Below are 16,298 nucleotides of genomic sequence, written 5' to 3'. Positions count from 1 at the left end.
AAGTACAGGCGGGCGGCGCAGAGAGCAACGTCGCCGTCGCGGCGGCGCGACTCGGCCGCGACGCCGCGTGGTTCTCGAAACTGCCCGACTCACCGCTGGGTCGCCGTGTCGTCGGTGAACTGCGAAGCCACGGCGTCGACACCGAGGGCGTCGTCTGGGACGACGACCACCGGCAGGGGCTCTACTACCTCGAACACGGTGTCTCGCCTCGCCCGACGAACGTCGTCTACGACCGCGCAGACGCCGCAGTGACGACGCTCGAAACGACCGAAGTCGACCTCGAAGCCGTCCGCGACGCAGACGTGTGTTACACCAGCGGCATCACGCCCGCACTCTCGGAGACGCTCCGAGCGACCACCGCAGACGTGCTCGCCGAGGCGCAAGACGCCGGGACGACCACGGCGTTCGACCTGAACTACCGGACCAAGCTCTGGGACCCGGCCGCCGCCGCCGAGGCGTACCGCGACCTGTTCGATTTCATCGACGTGCTGTTCGCCGCCCAGCGAGACGCCGAGACGGTTCTCGGCCGCGAGGGCGACGCCGAATCTATCGCCCGTGGACTCGCCGACGACTTCGACTTCGAGACTGTCGTCGTCACCCGTGGCGCAGATGGGTCGCTCGCCCTCTCCGACGGCGAGGTGTACGAACAGGGCGTCTACGAAGCAGAGACCCACGACGCAATCGGGACGGGCGACGCCTTCGTCGGCGGGTTCCTCGCGAAGCACCTCGCCGGTGGCGACGTCGCCGACTCACTCCGGTGGGCGTCCGCGACGGCGTCGTTCAAGCGAACCGTCGAAGGCGACGTGGCCGTCGTGACGCCCGAAGACGTCGAACGCGTCGTCGCCGACGATGGTGACGGCATCTCTCGGTAGTCACCACGCTGCTCTGTTTTCGACACCCGACCGATTGGTCACACGAGTCGCTCACGAGACCAGCAGTGCGACACCCGCGCATCCCGTCCCAACGACTAAGCGAGTTCCCGTCGCCAATCGACTATGACACACGTCCTCGTCATCGGTGCCTACGGAAGCGCCGGCGTGGCCGTCGCCGACACTCTCGTCTCACACGTCGGTGACGACATCGACCGCCTCACGCTCGTCGACGACGGCGACCCGGCCGGTGGTCTCTGCATCCTCCGCGGGTGTATGCCCTCGAAGGAACTCCTCTCTGCGGCGGGCCACCACTATCAGGCCCGCCACGACCACCGCCTCGTCGGCGAGACGCCCGCGATGGACCTCGACGCAATCGTCGAGACGAAAGACGAACACATCTCGAACTTCGCCGCACACCGTCGGGCGGCAGTCGAGAAGATGGCCAAACAGGACAGTGTGGAACTCGTCCGCGAACGCGCTCGGTTCGTCGGCGAGCGCAAGGTTCGGGCCGGTGACCACGAGTTCGACCCAGATTACGTCGTCGTCGCCACGGGGTCCAGCCAGTTCGTTCCGGACCTCCCGGGCATCGACGACGTGGAGTATCTGACGAGCGCAGACGTGCTCGATGCGACTGCCCTCCCCGAGTCGGGTGTCGTGATGGGGTTCGGCTACATCGGCCTCGAACTCGTCCCGTACCTCGCCGAGGCGGGTGTAGACCTCACCGTGGTCGAACACGACGAACGGCCACTGGACGAAGCAGACCCGGCGTTCGGCGACGAGATACTCGACATCTACCGCGAAGAGTTCGGCGTCGAAGTTCGAACCAACGTCTACGAAGAACGAATCGAGCAGACCGACGAGGGAGTTCGCCTCCACCTCGACGACGGGTCGAGTATCGACGCCGAGTCGCTGTTTCTGTTCACTGGTCGAAAGCCGAACGTCGACGGCCTGAACCTCGACGCGACGGGAATCACGCCGGAGGGCGAGTGGGTCGATGCGTCGATGCAAGCGACGGCCACCGACGGCGTGTTCGTCGTCGGCGACGCCAACGGACGGGAACCAATCCTTCACGTGGCGAAAGAACAGGGATTCGTCGCCGCCGACAACGTCCTCGCAGCGATTCACGACGAGGCGTTCGACGAGTACCACAACGTCCACCACCACGTCATCTTCTCGGGGGCGACAGTCTACCCGTACGCTCGGGTCGGTCACTCCGCGGCGTCCGCCGCCGACGCCGGCATCGACCACGTCGTCGTCTCGCGCGAGGCACGTGACGATGGCGTCTTCAAGACCAAAGCCACGCCTCGCGGACTGGCACGTCTGGTCGTCGGCACAGACGGAACCGTCCTCGGCTATCAGGGCCTCCACTACCACGCCGACGTGATGGCCAAGACGATGCACGTCGCCGTCGAGATGGAACTCGACGTGCGCGACCTTCCGGACCGTGCGTACCATCCGACGACGCCGGAGATTCTCGACTCGTTGTTCCGGAACGCGTCGGCAGAACTGGACGACTGAGCGACGATAATGATTTTTCTACCCGTTTAAAAAGCCAGATTCAAATTCGGGACCACGATAAACCGTCTCGGAAATGGCATCACTCTCGTTCGAACCGCTGACGTACGACGACATCCCCGACGACGAGCGCCCGTCGTTTCTGCAGGCGCTCGTTCCCGTCCTCGGGATGCTCGTGTTCCTGAGTGTCGGGGTCATCTGGCTGGGCCTCGACCCGCAGTTACCGCTCCTGTGGGGAATCATCCTCACCGGCGCTGTCGGTCGGTATTGGCTGGGCCTCTCGTGGACGCGACTCTCGGAGGGCATCCGCGACGGCATCAACATGGGGATGTCGGCGCTGCTCATCCTCCTCGTCGTCTACATGCTCATCTCGACGTGGACTGCCGCAGGGACGATTCCCGCACTCATCTACTACGGTCTCGACCTGCTCTCGCCGGCGGTGTTCCTCCCGGCGGCGACGCTGCTCTCGGCCATCGTCACCTTCGCCATCGGGTCGTCGTGGACCACCGCCGCGACGCTCGGTGTCGCCTTCATCGGCATCGGGTCGGGTCTCGGTATGCCGAACGCGATGACCGCCGGTGCCGTCCTGACGGGCGCGTACACCGGAGACAAGATTTCGCCGTTCTCGGACACGACGAACCTCGCCGCTGCCGTCACGAACACCGACCTGATGACCCACGTGCGGACGATGCGCGTCGGGACGAGCATCGCGCTCGCAATCTCGCTCGTCGCGTACACCGCACTCGGCCTCACTGCATCGGGTGACATCCCAGCAGGGCGCGTCACCGAGATTCAGACGGCTATCGCCGGTACCTACACCGTGAACCCGCTGGTGTTCGCACCACTTTTGGTCACGTTCGTCCTCGCGCTTCGTGGCTATCCGGCGCTGCCCTCTATCATCGCGGGCGTCGTCACCGGGACCCTCACGCAATTGTTCGTGCAGGGGCCGATTGCCGTCGACACGTTCGTCGGCGCGTGGAACGTCGCCTTCGCGGGCACGTCACCAGAGACGGGCGTTTCGACGGTCGATTCGCTCCTCGCGTCGGGTGGCCTCCTCGGGTCGTCGTGGACGATGACCGTCATCCTCGCGTCGCTGTCGCTCGGCGGCATCCTCGAACGAACTGGCTGTATCGCCGTCATCGCTCACGAGATGCGTCGCATCCTCACCTCGGTGTCCTCTCTCACCATCGGGACGGCCACCTCGTCGCTGGCGATGAACGCCATCGCCGCCGACCAGTACATGAGTATCGTCGTGCCCGGAATGAGTTTCCGCGGCCTCTACGACGAGTTCGACTTAGAGAGCAGAAACCTCTCGCGCGCCGTCGAATCCGCAGGGACGACGACGAGTGCGCTCATCCCGTGGGGGACCGGCGGCGCGTACATGGCCGACGTGCTCGGCGTGCCGACGCTCCAGTACGCGCCGTACTACTTCCTCGGGTTCCTCTCACCGCTCATCCTCGTGGCGATGGGGCTGACCGGGTGGCGCATCACGAAAGAAGGGTCTGACACGCAGGCCGGCCTCCGCGGTGCGTTCGCGTCGTTCACCGACGACGACTGACGCACTGCGTCTCTGTTTTCCACCGTGCGGTTCTGGACCGGCAGGCGTATTTTCGTCCGCAAAGTAGCCGCTGGTATGGAGGTCACGACGGCCGGGCGATTTCGCGTCTACCGTAGCCCACGCGAGCGAGACGAACTCCTCTTACTCGAACTTCCCGAGGAAGCGCTCGACTGGACGGACCCGGCTATCGCGTCTGCCGCCGACGACGCGTTCTCACCGACGTACGTCCCGCAGACTGGGTACGACGGCGACCTTGGAGAGACACTCTCAGCACTCGAACCCGGCAACGAAATCGAGGCGACGCTGACGTGGGACGATGGCGACCCTCGCTTCACCGAGGTTTCGGTCGTCGACCGAACGCGTTTTCGGTTCGTTGGGGTCGCAACAGGTCTCTTCGAGGCCGCCAGAGAGACGTGGCAGGCGACTCCCGATGGTGAAGCAATCGGCTCGCGCGTCACCTACGGTACAGACGCCGAGCCGAACGCCGTCCTCTACGTCTTCGCCAAACAACCCGGTGCTCGCGACCTGTTCGACGAGTTCAGAGACGGTGTCTTGCCGCTCGACCCGTTGCTCGGGCGTCTCGAAGCCGAGGCTGAGGATGCAGCGATGGCGGACGGCGAAGATGCAGGGGACGAACCGGCCGTCCCCGACGCACCCCGCGAAGTGTTCGTGATTCGCCCGCTCGACGAGGAGTTCGTCCTCGTCGCCATCGCGTTCGACAGAGACGGGTTGTTCGCGGAGACGATGCGTGATACCTACTGCTGAAGAAGAGAGACGGCGCACAGGCCGCGTATCGAGTCGGCCCGTAGTTCAGGTCAGTTCCAACTCGGCTCGACTCGTGCAGTCGGTTCGTCGCCCTCGAAAACGCGCTTGATGTCGGAGGCGGTCTGTTCGTTCACTTCGGCGCGCGCTTCGACCGAACACCACGCCGCGTGCGGCGAGAGAACTGCGTTCTCCAACTCGCGGAGTGGCGAGTCCGACGGGAGTGGTTCTTCTTCGAACACGTCGAGGCCGGCGGCAGCGATGTCGCCCTCGCGGAGGGCGTCCACGAGTGCGTCTTCGTCGATGACTGCGCCGCGCCCGGTGTTGACGACGATTGCGTCGTCGTCGAGGGCGTCGAAGGCGTCGGCATCGACCATCCCGCGCGTCTCGGGGGTCGCCGGGGCGTTGACCGAGAGGTAGTCCGAGCGAGCGTAGAGTTCGTCTAGCGAGACGCGTTCGACGCCGTACTCGTCGAGCACGTCGTCGTCGACGTAGGGGTCGTAGACGATGGTTTCGAGACCGAATCCGGAGCAGAGTTCGGCGGTTCGCTGCGCGATGGCACCGAACGAGAGGAACCCGAGCGTTCTGCCCTTCATCCGGTGGAGTTCTCGACCGGGCGTCGATGGCCACTCGCCGGCGCGGACTGCCCGGTCGTACGAGGGCGTCGCGCGGATACACGACAGGAGGAGTGCAACGCTGTGGGTCGCCACTTCGTCGGTACAGTACGCGGGGACGTTGGTGACGACGACGCCGTGTTCGGCGGCCGCGTCGACGTCGATGTTGTCGAATCCGACCGCGGCCCGGGCGACGATTTCGAGGTCGAGTCGGGAGAGTGCCTCGGCGGTGACCGGCGTGGCGATGTCGGTCACGACAGCGTCGGCATCGGCCTCACGGCAGGCCTCTACGAGTGCCGCTTCGGACCCGAGTTCGGCGACGTGAATCTCGGCGACGTCCCCGAGGATGCGCCGTTGGTGCTCGGGGTCCACCATGTGAAAATCGCTCAGCACGACGTTGTAACTCATGTTCGAGTGAACGATTTTGAGCGAAGCTACTTATTTGTGTCTCGTAGTCTCAGAATTTAATTGAATCGAACGTTGATGACGGACACCATCTCGCCTCTCCGAGGGCGTCAGTTCTCTTGCATCCAGCGCTGATAGAGACCCGACGCACCGATGATTGCGAAGAGGACTGACGCGAGGACGGGAGCACCGAGCGTCGAGATTACGGGCACGTCGACGACGACGGCAATCATCATGACGAGTCCGAGTGCAGAGAGGACGGCGTAGTACTCACTCCACGAGAGTTCGCCCTCGGGGACGACTTCCATGTAGACGGTCACGTCGCCCGCCTCCGCGAGGGAGACCTGCTTCGACTCGTCGTCGTACGTGACGATGTCCAGTTCGTCGAGTTTCGGGATGTGGGTCTGCTGGAGTGAGACGTAGGCGCTCTGTCGGATGTTCCGTGGCGGTGGCGACTCACCCGTCTCGGCCTCCGCGATTCGTTCCGAGAGTTCGCGAAGCGTCATATCTCCTCCTTGGAGGAACTCGATCGCCATACGACGGCGGTCGTTACTCAATACCTCGTGGATTCGAGTCTCGGAAAGTTCGGTGTCAGGTGTGGTCGCCATACGAGGATTCGATTGATTCGTGACTGGTCGCTTCTCCTATATCAACCGTTCGCCTCGGTTATCTCTGGTGAAAACGGCACCCGTAACGGAAGTTCGCCCAAAACTGCCGAAAGACCGCCAGTACCCATACTATTCTCGACCACCAGAGTAAAATAAAATGCCGACGACGTGCTGACACGAGTGGTCGAGTGCCCGGCACACACGACGCGAACCGCCGCCTGATGCCAATATTTATTAATCGTAGCGACCGGAGTTAATACATGACTGTGGTCAGCGTCTCCATGCCGGAGGAACTGTTGGAGCGCATCGACTCGTTCGCCGACGAACACGGGTACACTGGGCGGAGCGAAGTCGTCAGGGAGGCGTCACGCAATCTCCTCGGGGAGTTCGAAGACAAGCGACTCGAAGACCGTGAGTTGATGGCCGTCGTGACGGTCATCTTCGACTACGAGACGACGAGCGTCGAAGAGCGGATGATGGGCCTTCGGCACGAGTACGAGGGCCTCGTCAAGTCGAACTTCCACAACCACGTCGGCAACCACTACTGCATGGAACTGTTCGTCCTCGAAGGACAACTCACCGACATCTCGACGTTCGTCGGGAAGATTCGGGCCACTCGGGACACCTTGAGCGTCGATTACTCTGTGATGCCCGTCGACGAGTTCACGGGCATCCCCGAGGAGTGACTGCCGATGAGCGACCCCGTCCCCATCGTCGTCTACACGCGCGAGGGATGTACTCTCTGTGAGGACGTCGAAGCGACCATCCGTGAAGTCTCCGAGGCGGAGGGTATCCCAGTCGAGATGGACCTCGTCGACGTCGATACGGACAGAGAGTTACTCGAAGAGTACGGTGACAGAGTCCCCTACGTGTACGTTGACGGTCGGCCGGCGTTCAAGTTCGAAGTCGACCCCGACCGACTGCGAGAGAAGTTACACAAGGCGTCTACCTGAGCGGCGGTAGATAGGTCGACTCAGCGACGACGCGGCGGCGCAGTCAGCCACCACCCGAACACCTTCGACCAGTACTCGTCGGGGTCAGACGGGGGTTTCTTCGTCTCGTCGTGGGTCTTCCCTTCGAGCAACTGGCGTTCGACGATGTTTCGCGCGAGGTGGAGCGCGTGTGACGCACCGTAGCCTTCGCCGGTGCCGACGAAGTGACCCTTGTCGGTGAACAGGCGGATGCGAGCCATGATGAGCGGCGTGCCACGGAGTTTCTCGTCGTGTTCGTGGAGGTGGACGTTCGCTTCGAGTATCGTCAGTCCGCCGTACTTGTCGGCGAACCCTTCGACCATCGCGACGACTTCGTCGCGCGAGATGTCGTCGAGCAACTCGACGTTGGTAATCTGGACCGGCAGTCGCGACTCGCCCGTCCACGTCAGCGCTTCGAGGACGTCACTCTTGGTGACGATGCCCGCCGGCGCGTCCTCCTGGAGGACGATGAGCGACGAGACGCCATCTTCCAGCATCTGTTCGACAGCGTCGTCGAGTCCGTCGTTCGGAAGGGCCGTCGCGACGGGTGAACTCATCACGTCGACGACGGGCAGGTCGAGCATCCGTTCGAGTTCGCCCGCACGGTCACCCATCCCACCGGCAGACCGGAATCCGGGTGAAGAACTCCCACTGGACACGTCGAACCCGCCCGACGACCCACCGGAGGGTTTGTCCATCGCCCTCGTCGTGAAGTCGAGGATGTCGGAGAGGCTGACCACACCGACCACGTCGCCGTTCTCCGCAACGGGGAGGTGGGTGATACCGTTCTCACGGAAGGCGTTGAGTGCCTCGCCGAACGTCGAATCTCGCCCCACCGTGACGAGCGAGTCCGAGTACACGTCCTCGACGGTGAGGACGCCGAGGAACTTCTGGACGGCTTCCAACACCCGGTCGGTCGAGACGATTCCGACCAGTTCCTCGTCGTCGAAGACGGGGAGGACTTCGCTCCGACTCGCGAGGATGAGGCGGGCGACGCGGCGAACGTCTTCGTCGCGGTCCACCTTCGCGGGGTGCCACAGGATACTCCGCGCCTTGGCGTCCGGGTCGCGGTGCGTGACGTTCATCTGTCGCAGCGTGACGATGCCGAGGTACTCGCCGTCGTCGACGACGACGATAGCCTTCGTGCCCGTCTCCTGAAACATACCCTGAAGCTTCGAGACACGCGTGTCGGGTGTCACCGTCGGAAAATCACGCTCGACGAGGTTCGAGATATCCATACGTACCGTACGCCAGATGAGATGTTGAATGTTGTCAGGAGAGTAATGAGACCACGCGTTCACACCAACGTTATGCGAACTGTTAGCATAGGTTAGTTCGGTGGTGGTCAGATGGTGGAACTCACAGAGATTCACGAGAACGTGTACGAAATCGAACGGACGGGAGAGATGCGCGTCCCGGCACGCGTCTACGGGTCGGCGTCACTCATCGAAGAGATGCTGGAGGAAGGCGACCTCACACTCACGCAGGTCCGAAACGTCGCGACGTTACCGGGTATTCAGACGTTCGCGCTCGTCCTCCCCGACGGACACCAGGGGTACGGCTTTCCCATCGGTGGCGTCGCGGCGGTCGACCTCGACGAGGGCGTCATCAGTCCGGGCGGAATCGGGTTCGACATCAACTGCGGCGTTCGCCTGCTCCGGACGGGTCTCTCGTACAAAGATATCGCCGGACAGGAGTCGATTCTCGCAGACAGACTCTACCAGACCATTCCGACTGGACTCGGGAAGGGCGGGTACCTCAACACAGACATCTCGGACGTGCGCGGCATCCTCGAATCCGGGATGGAGTGGATGCTGGCGAACGGGCACGCGACGGCGGACGACCTGGACCACTGTGAAGAGAACGGCCACTTGCCGGGCGACCCGAACGCCGTCCCGACGGAGGCGCTCAAACGCGGCGTCAATCAGGTCGGGTCGCTCGGGTCTGGAAACCACTTCCTCGAAGTCCAGCGCGTGACCGACGTGTACGACCCCGAGACGGCGGCGGCGTTCGGCATCGACGCCGACGACGTGGTCGTGATGATTCACTCTGGGTCTCGTGGCCTCGGCCACCAGACGTGCTCGCACTTCATCCGCGAGTTCGAGCGGCACTACCCCGACCTCGTGGCGTCGCTGCCGGACAAACAACTCGTCTACGCCCCACTCGGCGACCGACTCGCCGACAAGTACTGGGGTGCGATGAACGCCGCCGCGAACTTCGCGTGGGCGAATCGGCAGGCGATGACGCAAGCGGTCCGCGAGGTGTTCGACGCCCTCTTCGAGGCGACCGAGGTCGAACTCGTCTACGACGTGTGTCACAACATCGCCAAAGAGGAACGCCACACCGTTCGTGGCCGTGAGAAGTCGCTTCTCGTCCACCGAAAGGGCGCGACACGCGCGTTCCCAGCGGGGCGACCCGAGATTCCCGACGCGTATCGAGACGTGGGACAACCGGTCTTCATCCCCGGAAGCATGGGTTCTCACTCGTACGTCCTCGCCGGCGGTCCACGGTCACTCGAACTCAGTTTCGGGTCGACGGCGCACGGTGCAGGCCGACTCAAGTCGCGGACGCAGGCGAAAGGCGAGTACACCGCCGGAGAACTCCAGAAGGCGCTTCGGGCGCGCGGTATCTTCGTTCGAGCGCGGTCCGGCGGCACGCTGACCGAGGAGGCCCCCGGTGCGTACAAAGACATCGACGAAGTCGTCCGTGTCAGTGACGCGCTCGGAATCGGGACCAAAGTCGCCCGAACGACACCGCTCGCCAACATCAAAGGATGACGAACGCCGACCACAGGAACACCCCCACTGTGTGTCAGTTCGAGCGAGTCGCGCGGGCCTAGTCATATCACCTCGGCGCACCTCTATACACCCATGGAAGCTGACAGACAACTCCTCCAACAGGCCCGCAATCAACTCGACGGGTGGATTTACACGGCACGTGACCGGACGTACCGTGAACTGTTCACTGGCGACGACGCCGTCGTCACGGACGAGGAGCGTCAGCTACTCGACACCGTCGACGAGGAACTCGCGAGTGACGGTGGCGACGGCATCTGGGGCGTCGACGAGTACGATATCGTCATGGGACACCCGAAGAACCACCCACTGTCTGTCGTCTGTACCCGCCACCCGCAGATTCCCGCCGAGTGGTCACGGGGCGAAGAGAGCCTGAGCGAACCGGAGCGAGAACAGTTCAACGACCTCCTGTGGGACTACTGCGAGCACGTCAGACGACACGTCCAAGACGAAGTCAACGAGTTCGTCGGCGTCGCAGGTGCCCTCGAAGAGTAACACGAGAGGAGGACGATGCGCGTCATTCACCCACCCGACCACCGACCCTGTTACCAGTGTGGTGCACGCGCAGACGTCGTCGTCGCTCGCGGACACCAGATGTGGTACAGTTGCTGGGAGTGTGCCAGCCCGCTTCTCGAACACGGTGGGGTCATCGTCGCCGGTGAGTTGGGGAAGGCCCGTCGGAATCGAGGCTGAGACAACACGGTGCGGAGGAGGAGAAATTTGCTTTTTGGCCCTCGTTTCGACCCTGTTCGGCCGATTCCGACCCCGTGAGAACGAGTTACGCATTCAAGCCCGAGGAGTTCGTAATGGTCGACTATGAGTGATTCAGATTCGTTCGGAGCCATCCGTGAGTTCGAACACGGTGGCACCACGTACAAGATGGCGGACCTGACGGTCCTCGAAGAACAGGGCCTCTGCGAACTCGACCGTCTCCCGGTCAGTATCCGCATCCTCTTGGAGTCCGTCCTCCGGAACGTCGACGGCGACATCGTCACCGACGAAGACGTGCGAAACGCGGCGTCGTGGGAGCCAGACGTCCCGAACGTCGAAGTCCCGTTCACACCGTCCCGGGTCGTCTTGCAGGACTTGACCGGCGTGCCGGCCGTCGTGGACCTCGCGGCACTTCGCTCTGCGGCGGACCGCTCTGGAAAAGACCCCAGCATCGTCGAACCCGAAGTCCCCTGTGACCTCGTCATCGACCACAGCGTGCAGGTCGACTTCTTCGGGTCGCCCGACGCCTACGAGAAGAACGTCGAACTGGAGTACGAACGCAACGCCGAGCGCTATCGGGCGCTCAAGTGGGCGCAGAACGCGTTCGAGAACTTCAGCGTCGTCCCACCGGGGACCGGCATCGTCCACCAGGTGAACCTCGAACACCTCGGGCAGGTCGTCCACGACCGCGAGTGGCGCGACGACCAGTGGCTTCTGCCCGACACCCTCGTCGGCACCGACAGTCACACACCCATGATTGGCGGCATCGGCGTCGTCGGGTGGGGCGTCGGCGGTATCGAAGCCGAGGCGGCGATGCTCGGGCAGCCGATTACGATGAAACTGCCCGAAGTCGTCGGTGTCCGCCTCGAAGGCAAACTTCCCGAAGGCGCGACGGCGACAGACCTCGTCCTGCACGTCACCGAGAAACTCCGACAGGTCGGCGTCGTCGACCGGTTCGTCGAGTTCTTCGGCCCCGGCGTCGAGCACCTCTCGGTGCCCGACCGGGCGACTATCTCGAACATGGCTCCCGAACAGGGGTCCACCATCAGCGTGTTCCCGGTGGACGAGGCGACGCTGGACTACCTCGAACTCACCGGCCGCGACCCGGACCACATCGAACTCGTCCGGGAGTACCTCGACGCGCAGGGTCTCTTCGGCGAACAGCACCCCGAGTACACCGAGACGGTCGACATCGACCTCTCGACGGTCGAACCGAGCCTCGCCGGCCCGAAGCGCCCGCAGGACCGTATCGCGATGGGCGACATGAAGTCGCACTTCCGGCAACTGCTCTACGGTGAGTTCGAAGCCCACGTAGACGACGTGGACGAAGAAGCCATCGTCCGGTGGCTTGGCGAAGGTGGGGGTGACCCCGAACTCGCGGGTGACGGTGGGTCACTCACGGAACCGCCCGAAGAAGCACCCGACGAACCGGACCTCGGGGAGTTGACCAAACGCGTCGAAATCGACCTCGGGGACGGACAGACGACCGAAATCGGCCACGGGAGCGTCGTCGTCAGCGCGATTACGAGTTGTACGAACACGTCGAACCCGTCGGTGATGGTCGCCGCGGGCATCCTCGCTCGCAACGCGGTGGAGAAGGGCCTCGACGTGCCTGACTACGTCAAGACGAGTCTCGCACCCGGCAGTCGTGTCGTCACGGAGTACCTGAAGAAAGCCGAACTGCTGCCGTACCTCGAGGACCTCGGCTACGACGTCGTCGGATACGGGTGTACGACCTGTATCGGCAACGCCGGTCCACTCCCAGAACCCATCGAGAACGCCATCGACGAGCACGACCTGTGGACGACGAGTGTCCTCAGCGGCAACCGGAACTTCGAGGCGCGCATCCACCCGAAGATTCGCGCGAACTACCTCGCCAGTCCGCCACTCGTCGTCGCCTACGGCCTCGCCGGCCGGATGGACATCGACCTCGAGAACGACCCTATCGGCACCGACGACGACGGCACCCTCGTCTACCTCTCGGACATCTGGCCGGACCCAGAAGAGGTCCGACAGACGATTCACGACAGCGTCGACCCGTCGATGTTCCGCGAGAAGTACGCGGAAGTCTTCGAAGGCGACGAGCGCTGGGAGGCACTCGAAGCCCCGACCGGTGACGTGTACGAGTGGGACGACGAGTCCACCTACATCCGCGAACCGCCGTTCTTCAAAGACTTCCCACTGGAAGCACCCGGCGTCTCGAACATCGACGACGCTCGCTGTCTCATGACGCTCGGCGATACCGTGACGACGGACCACATCAGCCCCGCCGGCCCGTTCGGCTCTGACCTCCCGGCAGGCCAGTGGCTCATGGACCACGGCGTCGACCCAGTCGACTTCAACACCTACGGGTCGCGCCGCGGGAACCACGAGGTCATGATGCGCGGGACGTTCGCCAACGTCCGCATCGAGAACCAGATGCTCGACGACGTGGAAGGTGGCTACACCATCCACCACCCGACGGGCGAAGAGACGACTGTCTTCGAAGCGAGTCAGCGCTACCGCGACGACGACACCCCACTCGTCGTCCTCTCGGGCGTCGAGTTCGGGACGGGGTCCAGCCGTGACTGGGCGGCCAAAGGCACGGACCTCCTCGGCATCCGAGCGACCATCGCAGAGAGTTACGAGCGCATCTTCCGCGACAACCTCGTCGGTATGGGCGTCCTCCCACTCCAGTTCCAAGACGGCGACTCGTGGGAGTCACTCGGTCTCGATGGGTCGGAGTACTTCGACATCCGCGGCCTCGACGATGGCCTCGAAGTCAACGACGAACTCACCGTCGTCGCCACGAAAGACGACGGGACGGAAATCGAGTTCGACGTGACCGCACAGGTCGGCACGCCCGCCGCGGTGAAGTACGTCGAAAACGGCGGCATTCTCCACTTCGTCCTGCGCCGTCTGCTGACGCAGGACTGAGCGAGAACGCCGGTCGACGCGGCCGATTTTTGCCCGGTCTGCGACGTGCACAAGCTCATGTTGCGTGGTAACGTAGTTCGTACAGACATGTCCACAATCACACCGACTGCCAGGCCAACTCGTTCGGTCCTCGCTCGACGCGGACTCACCGCCGTCGCACTGTCTCTCGTCGCGAACGCCCTCGTCTTGACGCTCGTCCTCGCCAGTGGGGCGGTCCAACCGTTCACGCCACTCTCGTATCCGCCGGTCATGTTCCTCTCTGCGGTGGGTGCAATCGGGGCGACGCTCGTCTACGGACTGCTCTCGAGTCGTGTCGAGAACCCCGACCGAACGTTCCTCCAAGTCGCCATCGTCGTGTTGGTCCTGTCGTTCGTTCCGGATATCGGACTGCTGTTCGGTGACCCGCAGGCGACGGTTGCAGGCGTCCTCGTCTTGATGGTGATGCACGTCGTCGTCGCCGCAGTGTGCGTCGGAGTGTTGACGGAAATCGGGAGAAGCGAGGGCGGGAGGGTCTAACGCGACGATTCGTTCAAAAAACGGTGAGTCTCTGTTCGCGCGATGCTACGCGGCCGGTTCGACGTTCTGGTTCACGTGGAAGAAGTTGTCAGGGTCGTACTTCGCCTTGACCTGCTGTAACCGCTCGTAGTTCTCGCCGTACGTGGCGCGAATCCGCTCGTCCCCTTCTTCCATCATGAAGTTGATGTACGACCCACCGAGGGTGTGCGGGTGGACCGCGTCCCAGTAGTCGCGGGCCCAGTCGGACATCTCGTCGACGTTCGCCGGGTCGGAGTCGACACCGGCGATGACCATCGACCAGTTCGCGTCGCGGGCAGCCCACGCAGTCTCGTCGGAACCGACGTCGTGGACGGCCCCGTCGATTGGGTACAGGTGCATCGTCGACTTGGCGGTTGGAACCTCGGCGAAGCGCCGGTGTTCGGCGATTGCGTCGTCGGTCAGTTCACGCACGAAGTCGCCCTTCCAGTACCACTGGTCGCCTTCCGGATAGAGGCCGTCGAACATCCCTTGTAGTGTGGGATACGGCATCTCACCGACGTGTTCGAACATCGGTTCGGCCACGTCACGGGCGGTCTGGAGCATCGCTTCGGCCTGGTCTTCTGGTCCCGTGCAGCACCACATCAGTCCACAGACCTTCTCGCCGTGGATTTCCTCGGGGAACGGGTCGCCGGGTACCTCGGCGACGAGGTAGAAGGCGTACACGTCCCGCGGTGCGTTGGGTAGCCACTCACGGTACCACTCCATCGTCGTCTCCAGTTCCGACAGCGGCCAGAACATCGGTCCGGCGACGACTGTCTCGACTGGGTGGAGGTCGAACTCGAACGACGTGACGACCCCAAAGTTCCCACCGCCGCCGCGAATCGCCCAGAACAGGTCTTCGTGCTCGTCTGCACTCGCGCGGACCATTCGACCGTCCGCCAACACGACGTCTGCACCGACCAGATTGTCGATGGTCAGGCCGTACTTGCGTGTCAGGTAGCCGTGTCCCCCACCCAGGGTCAGACCGCCGACGCCTGTCGTGGAGATGATTCCACTGACTGTCGCCATGCCGAACGCGTGGGTGGCGTGGTCGACGTCGCCCCACGTGCAGCCTGCTTCGACAGTCACCGTCTTCTGTTCGGGGTCGACGCGGATGCCGTTCATCTCTTCGAGGTCGATGACGAGTCCATCGTCGACCAACGATAGCCCTGGCCCGTTGTGGCCGCCGCTTCGAATCGCGGTGTCGAGTTCGTTCTCTCGCCCGTAGTCGACCGCCGCGATGACGTCCGCCACGTCGCTACACTTCGCGATGAGTTGCGGACGCTTGTCTATCATCGCGTTATAAATCGCGCGCTCGTCGTCGAACTCCGGGTCGCCGGCCCGTATCAGGTTGCCCCGAAACGAGTCGCGAAGTTCGCCGGTAATCGTCCCTTCGTCTCCTGCTGTTGCCATACTTTTCTCTCGCGCATCGCTCGTGCCAGTTGTCTTTCGCCCCGGTGCACAGCGTGCGCAGTCGCTAGTACTACGCACCGTGCGTTAGCTGTTATCATTTGTCAATGTGGAATGTGGACTTTCTCAAGTTTTAGACGCATAGAGGTGGCCATTTGAGTACTTCACCAGTTTGTGAGAGTCTGGTCTGGGAGAACCGTCGAGAGCATTCACTCGTCGTCTGGTGCGTAAGCTGAGCGTGTCGAATCGGAATTTTCGGGCGTTTTGAGAAAACTCGAAACGGGCGAATTTAGGCGTTTTGAGGTCCGTATGGCGCCTTTCCATCGGCATGAAGCCGATTAGATTTAGTATGGGCCCCATGGGGTTCGAACCACGGTCGCAACAAGTTGCTCCCTGATTCGAACTCCATGGTGGGATAGATTCCACTGCTCACTGACGTTCGCAGGAAATCATGGGCCCCATGGGGTTCGAACCCATGACCACCCGGTTATGAGCCGAGCGCTCTGACCAGACTGAGCTAGGGGCCCTCGGTCGACTCTTTTCCGGCCGTCCTCTTATGTCTTATCAGAAGCCGTCGCCGTCGAGGTATCCGATTCGCACCGCTCGACAGTCGAGTCAGGGAGAAAA

Annotated in this window: 15 protein-coding genes and 1 tRNA gene; 11 read left to right on the top strand and 5 right to left on the bottom strand. The window is 63.1% G+C overall.

All coding sequences use genetic code 11. The features are described 5' to 3' along the window. From kdgK1 to AUR66_RS14260, 4 genes are all read left to right on the top strand, one after another. A partial coding sequence (kdgK1, locus tag AUR66_RS14275) for a bifunctional 2-dehydro-3-deoxygluconokinase/2-dehydro-3-deoxygalactonokinase (RefSeq protein ID WP_058572953.1) occupies positions 1–872 on the top strand: 872 nt, incomplete at its 5' end. A 123-nt stretch (positions 873–995) separates the two neighbouring features. Then, positions 996–2,390 (top strand): dihydrolipoyl dehydrogenase family protein, encoded by a 1,395-nt coding sequence (locus tag AUR66_RS14270; RefSeq protein WP_058572952.1) that lies wholly within the window; start codon positions 996–998, stop codon positions 2,388–2,390. A gap of 73 nt (positions 2,391–2,463) precedes the next feature. Further along, positions 2,464–3,945 carry an arginine/ornithine antiporter ArcD gene (gene arcD, locus AUR66_RS14265; protein ID WP_058572951.1) on the top strand — a complete coding sequence of 494 codons (1,482 nt, stop codon included), beginning with the start codon at positions 2,464–2,466 and terminating at the stop codon, positions 3,943–3,945. Positions 3,946–4,020: 75 nt separating this feature from the next. Next, complete coding sequence (locus AUR66_RS14260; protein ID WP_058572950.1) at positions 4,021–4,710, top strand: DUF6663 family protein; 690 nt, start codon at positions 4,021–4,023, stop codon at positions 4,708–4,710. Positions 4,711–4,760: 50 nt separating this feature from the next. On the opposite strand, the gene AUR66_RS14255 is transcribed toward AUR66_RS14260, so the two are convergent. Together AUR66_RS14255 and AUR66_RS14250 are read right to left on the bottom strand one after the other, a co-directional pair. Beyond that, complete coding sequence (locus tag AUR66_RS14255; RefSeq protein ID WP_058572949.1) at positions 4,761–5,729, bottom strand: C-terminal binding protein; 969 nt, start codon at positions 5,727–5,729, stop codon at positions 4,761–4,763. A 107-nt stretch (positions 5,730–5,836) separates the two neighbouring features. Further along, positions 5,837–6,334: a DUF7344 domain-containing protein gene (locus AUR66_RS14250; RefSeq protein WP_058572948.1), complete on the bottom strand. Its 498-nt coding sequence runs from the start codon at positions 6,332–6,334 to the stop codon at positions 5,837–5,839. Between the two features lie 260 nt (positions 6,335–6,594). Here AUR66_RS14250 and AUR66_RS14245 point away from each other — a divergent pair, with 260 nt between their 5' ends. Together AUR66_RS14245 and AUR66_RS14240 are read left to right on the top strand one after the other, a co-directional pair. Then, positions 6,595–7,020: a CopG family ribbon-helix-helix protein gene (locus AUR66_RS14245; protein WP_058572947.1), complete on the top strand. Its 426-nt coding sequence runs from the start codon at positions 6,595–6,597 to the stop codon at positions 7,018–7,020. Positions 7,021–7,026: 6 nt separating this feature from the next. Beyond that, positions 7,027–7,287 (top strand): glutaredoxin family protein, encoded by a 261-nt coding sequence (locus AUR66_RS14240; protein ID WP_058572946.1) that lies wholly within the window; start codon positions 7,027–7,029, stop codon positions 7,285–7,287. A 20-nt stretch (positions 7,288–7,307) separates the two neighbouring features. On the opposite strand, the gene AUR66_RS14235 is transcribed toward AUR66_RS14240, so the two are convergent. Continuing rightward, positions 7,308–8,543: a CBS domain-containing protein gene (locus AUR66_RS14235; protein ID WP_058572945.1), complete on the bottom strand. Its 1,236-nt coding sequence runs from the start codon at positions 8,541–8,543 to the stop codon at positions 7,308–7,310. A 111-nt stretch (positions 8,544–8,654) separates the two neighbouring features. On the opposite strand from AUR66_RS14235, the gene AUR66_RS14230 reads away from it, so the two are divergent. From AUR66_RS14230 to AUR66_RS14210, 5 genes are all read left to right on the top strand, one after another. Further along, positions 8,655–10,082, top strand: coding sequence for an RtcB family protein (locus tag AUR66_RS14230; protein ID WP_058572944.1), 1,428 nt, complete (start codon positions 8,655–8,657; stop codon positions 10,080–10,082). Positions 10,083–10,175: 93 nt separating this feature from the next. Beyond that, positions 10,176–10,595 carry a DUF7539 family protein gene (locus AUR66_RS14225; protein ID WP_058572943.1) on the top strand — a complete coding sequence of 140 codons (420 nt, stop codon included), beginning with the start codon at positions 10,176–10,178 and terminating at the stop codon, positions 10,593–10,595. Positions 10,596–10,610: 15 nt separating this feature from the next. Continuing rightward, complete coding sequence (locus AUR66_RS14220) at positions 10,611–10,793, top strand: hypothetical protein (RefSeq protein WP_058572942.1); 183 nt, start codon at positions 10,611–10,613, stop codon at positions 10,791–10,793. Positions 10,794–10,916: 123 nt separating this feature from the next. Continuing rightward, a complete protein-coding gene (locus AUR66_RS14215) occupies positions 10,917–13,727 on the top strand; it encodes an aconitate hydratase (RefSeq protein WP_058572941.1) in 2,811 nt (936 codons plus the stop codon). An 87-nt stretch (positions 13,728–13,814) separates the two neighbouring features. Next, positions 13,815–14,243: a DUF6069 family protein gene (locus AUR66_RS14210; protein ID WP_058572940.1), complete on the top strand. Its 429-nt coding sequence runs from the start codon at positions 13,815–13,817 to the stop codon at positions 14,241–14,243. A 45-nt stretch (positions 14,244–14,288) separates the two neighbouring features. On the opposite strand, the gene AUR66_RS14205 is transcribed toward AUR66_RS14210, so the two are convergent. Next, positions 14,289–15,674 (bottom strand): FAD-binding oxidoreductase, encoded by a 1,386-nt coding sequence (locus AUR66_RS14205; RefSeq protein ID WP_058572939.1) that lies wholly within the window; start codon positions 15,672–15,674, stop codon positions 14,289–14,291. Between the two features lie 449 nt (positions 15,675–16,123). Continuing rightward, positions 16,124–16,198 (bottom strand) — tRNA-Ile (locus AUR66_RS14200). Positions 16,199–16,298: the final 100 nt, after the last annotated feature.

Source organism: Haloferax profundi (assembly GCF_001469865.1).
GTDB classification, from domain to species: Archaea; Halobacteriota; Halobacteria; order Halobacteriales; family Haloferacaceae; genus Haloferax; species Haloferax profundi.
This window is presented reverse-complemented; position numbering and strand designations above follow the sequence as displayed.

Bases quoted from the DNA above. Each gene is read 5' to 3' on its own strand.
- AUR66_RS14230 (WP_058572944.1), top strand. From the start codon at position 8,655: ATGGTGGAACTCACAGAGATTCACGAGAACGTGTACGAAATCGAACGG.
- arcD (WP_058572951.1), top strand. From the start codon at position 2,464: ATGGCATCACTCTCGTTCGAACCGCTGACGTACGACGACATCCCCGAC.
- AUR66_RS14255 (WP_058572949.1), bottom strand. From the start codon at position 5,729: ATGAGTTACAACGTCGTGCTGAGCGATTTTCACATGGTGGACCCCGAG.
- AUR66_RS14245 (WP_058572947.1), top strand. From the start codon at position 6,595: ATGACTGTGGTCAGCGTCTCCATGCCGGAGGAACTGTTGGAGCGCATC.
- AUR66_RS14215 (WP_058572941.1), top strand. From the start codon at position 10,917: ATGAGTGATTCAGATTCGTTCGGAGCCATCCGTGAGTTCGAACACGGT.
- AUR66_RS14240 (WP_058572946.1), top strand. From the start codon at position 7,027: ATGAGCGACCCCGTCCCCATCGTCGTCTACACGCGCGAGGGATGTACT.
- AUR66_RS14225 (WP_058572943.1), top strand. From the start codon at position 10,176: ATGGAAGCTGACAGACAACTCCTCCAACAGGCCCGCAATCAACTCGAC.
- AUR66_RS14220 (WP_058572942.1), top strand. From the start codon at position 10,611: ATGCGCGTCATTCACCCACCCGACCACCGACCCTGTTACCAGTGTGGT.
- AUR66_RS14235 (WP_058572945.1), bottom strand. From the start codon at position 8,543: ATGGATATCTCGAACCTCGTCGAGCGTGATTTTCCGACGGTGACACCC.
- AUR66_RS14260 (WP_058572950.1), top strand. From the start codon at position 4,021: ATGGAGGTCACGACGGCCGGGCGATTTCGCGTCTACCGTAGCCCACGC.
- AUR66_RS14270 (WP_058572952.1), top strand. From the start codon at position 996: ATGACACACGTCCTCGTCATCGGTGCCTACGGAAGCGCCGGCGTGGCC.
- AUR66_RS14250 (WP_058572948.1), bottom strand. From the start codon at position 6,334: ATGGCGACCACACCTGACACCGAACTTTCCGAGACTCGAATCCACGAG.
- AUR66_RS14210 (WP_058572940.1), top strand. From the start codon at position 13,815: ATGTCCACAATCACACCGACTGCCAGGCCAACTCGTTCGGTCCTCGCT.
- AUR66_RS14205 (WP_058572939.1), bottom strand. From the start codon at position 15,674: ATGGCAACAGCAGGAGACGAAGGGACGATTACCGGCGAACTTCGCGAC.